3 protein-coding genes are annotated in these 2,288 nt (G+C 64.7%); 1 reads left to right on the top strand and 2 read right to left on the bottom strand.

Annotated elements, in window-relative coordinates; translation table 11 throughout:
* Window positions 1–617: 617 nt before the first annotated feature.
* Window positions 618–947, bottom strand: a complete 330-nt coding sequence (locus tag AQJ11_RS44975) for a WhiB family transcriptional regulator (protein WP_059267383.1) — start codon at window positions 945–947, stop codon at window positions 618–620.
* Between the two features lie 308 nt (window positions 948–1,255).
* Between AQJ11_RS44975 and AQJ11_RS44970 the strand changes: the two genes are divergently transcribed.
* Window positions 1,256–1,753, top strand: a complete 498-nt coding sequence (locus AQJ11_RS44970; protein WP_059267382.1) for a MarR family winged helix-turn-helix transcriptional regulator — start codon at window positions 1,256–1,258, stop codon at window positions 1,751–1,753.
* An 82-nt stretch (window positions 1,754–1,835) separates the two neighbouring features.
* On the opposite strand, the gene AQJ11_RS44965 is transcribed toward AQJ11_RS44970, so the two are convergent.
* The coding region (locus tag AQJ11_RS44965) for a transposase (protein ID WP_159061825.1) at window positions 1,836–2,288 on the bottom strand (453 nt) is incomplete at its 5' end.

The following is a 2,288-nucleotide window of genomic DNA, read 5'->3' as shown; positions in this document are numbered from 1 at the left end:
AAGGAGTCCGAGGGTGTCGGTGAGCAGGTGGCGCTTGAGCCGGTTGATCTTCTGGTCGGCGTCCAACCCCCACGAGGCATCCATCCTTCACCAACCACGTATCCCGTCCGTGAAGGGGGCGTACATGCGGGCCCGGGAAGTCGGACAGCATCGGCAACCGCCTGAGGCCGTTGTCGACGAGGCAGCGCAGCGCGTCGACCGTCTATCGGTGGCAGTAGCCCTCCGGCTTGCCGCCCCGGCCGGTCAGTCACCGGGGACCGGCAGCACATCCCGCCGCAGTACGCACTCGGGCATCGCTTGTGTTTGAGTCGTACCGAGACAGAGGCTCCGGCTGGTCGGCCGCCTCTCTGAACCGATCGGTGAGACAGTCACATCTATGAGTGTTCGGACTGTCCTCGGCTACCGATGCCACGCGGCACTTCGACACGGGTCTCTCTGGATTCTCGCTGGGTTCGACAGCCACGCGAACTGCCAAAGCACCTTTGTCTGTGCACCTGGGCTGACGGACTCACCCGATCCAGGTCCCTGTACGAACACCATTGGCATGCTCTCCTGGTGGGCTTGTGGCGGCGCCTGCCGCTCGTGGGACGCAATGGGGTCAAGACAGCAGACACTGGTCAGACGGTCCGCCTGCGATCCGCGCCGGACAGCGGGAGCAGTCGACCCGAGTTCGCATGCTCGGTGCGGGCAGCGTCCAGCAGAAGGCGCCAGGAGGTCACTGTCGGGCGGCGTCGCAGAAGACTGCGGCGTTCACGCACTGTCGTGCCTCCCCAGATACCGTGCTCGATGCGGTTGTCGAGGGCGTAGGCGAGACACTCGGTGCGGACCGGGCAGTCGCTGCACAGAGTCTTCACCCGCTTCTGGACCGTTCCCTCGACGAACAACGCCTCAGCGACCTGGGTCCCGCACTTCGCCTGTGCCTCCCACTGCCGATCTCCCGTTGCCATTGCCGGACTGCCCCTTCCCTCCTGGATTGCCCCGGGCTCTGCGGGGGGCTTGGTGCAGACCGTATACCCATGACACGAACGCGTTGATCCCCTCCGTAAGTGCAACCGGCAGGAGAACGCCTACCGTTGACAACATCGTTCCCTCAAGAGCGTCAAAGAAGGCGTGGTACTGCTGGCGTTGTCACAACGATGGCCCCTGGGCTGTCTACTTGCTGCAGACCAGCGGCGGCTGTTCCGCCGTACTCTCATGCCGGCATGTGTCATGCGGGAAACGGCAGGGGCTGCGGACAGCAGGGAGGCCATCCAGCATGAACGCGGTTGCCGCGTCGATCGCCCGGTGGGACGCACTGGCCCGTGCCCACCGTCGGATCGAGTCCCGGGTCGGGCGGCACCTTCATCAGCGCCTGGGGCTGGGGGCCAGTGAGTTTCACGCCTTGCGCGCGCTGGACGAAAGCGTGCGAGCCGGTTCGGGTCTGCTGTACCTCAACATCCTGGCCAACGGGATCGGCCTGAGTCAGTCCGGCACGAGTCGCCTTGTCACACGTCTGCAGGACCGTGGGCTGGTCACCACGCACCTTTCACCCCACGACCGCCGCAGTGTCGAGATCAAACTCACTCCCGTCGGACGCGAAGTGGTGCGGATCGGCTCTCCTGTCCTCTACAGGGCTGTCGAGGAGGTTGTGCGGGAACTCCGTGCCGAGGGCACCGACGAGGACCTCGTCCGCTACCTGCGGGGCAGTACGCACGAAGCGATCTCCCACCGGATTCCGCCACGTTCCGGTCCTGTGAGAAGCACGGCGCGGTGAGTCAATCAGCCAACTGATCATGTCGATATGAGGTACGACGTTGCCGTATGCAGATGAGGCGGCGGGGGATTTACACCGTGTCCTACATGGTCAGTTTGCCGAGGCGTTTGTCGCAGCAGATGGCTGCGGCGAGGCCGAGAAAGGCCAGGTAGTTGCGGGGATGCCGCTCGTAGCGGGGTGACAGGCGGCGGTAGCCGGTGAGCCAGGAGATGGTGCGTTCGATGACCCACCGTTGGCGGCCCAGTCGTTCGCTTGAGTCGATTCCTTTGCGGGCGATGCGGACGCCGATGTGGCTGTGCAGCCATTGTCGCAGGTCAGGAACGTCGTAGGCGTTGTCGGCATGCAGTCCCTGGGGCTTGGAATGGACGCTGTGGGATTCGTATCCTATGTGGAAATGGGCGACTATCGGCTTCAGTCCGAGGCTGTTCGCTGCGGAGAGGCCGACGCGTAGGGGCAGTCCGTTCGTGTGGGACAGGACCTGCATCTTGGAACCCGGCTTGCCCCGGGCCACGGGCGACGGACCTGCAAGTTCGCC

The sequence above is a fragment of the Streptomyces corchorusii genome (assembly GCF_001514055.1).
Classification (GTDB): domain Bacteria; phylum Actinomycetota; class Actinomycetes; order Streptomycetales; family Streptomycetaceae; genus Streptomyces; species Streptomyces olivaceoviridis.
The sequence above is the reverse complement of the archived record's forward strand: the minus strand, read 5'-3'. Positions and strand labels throughout refer to the sequence as shown.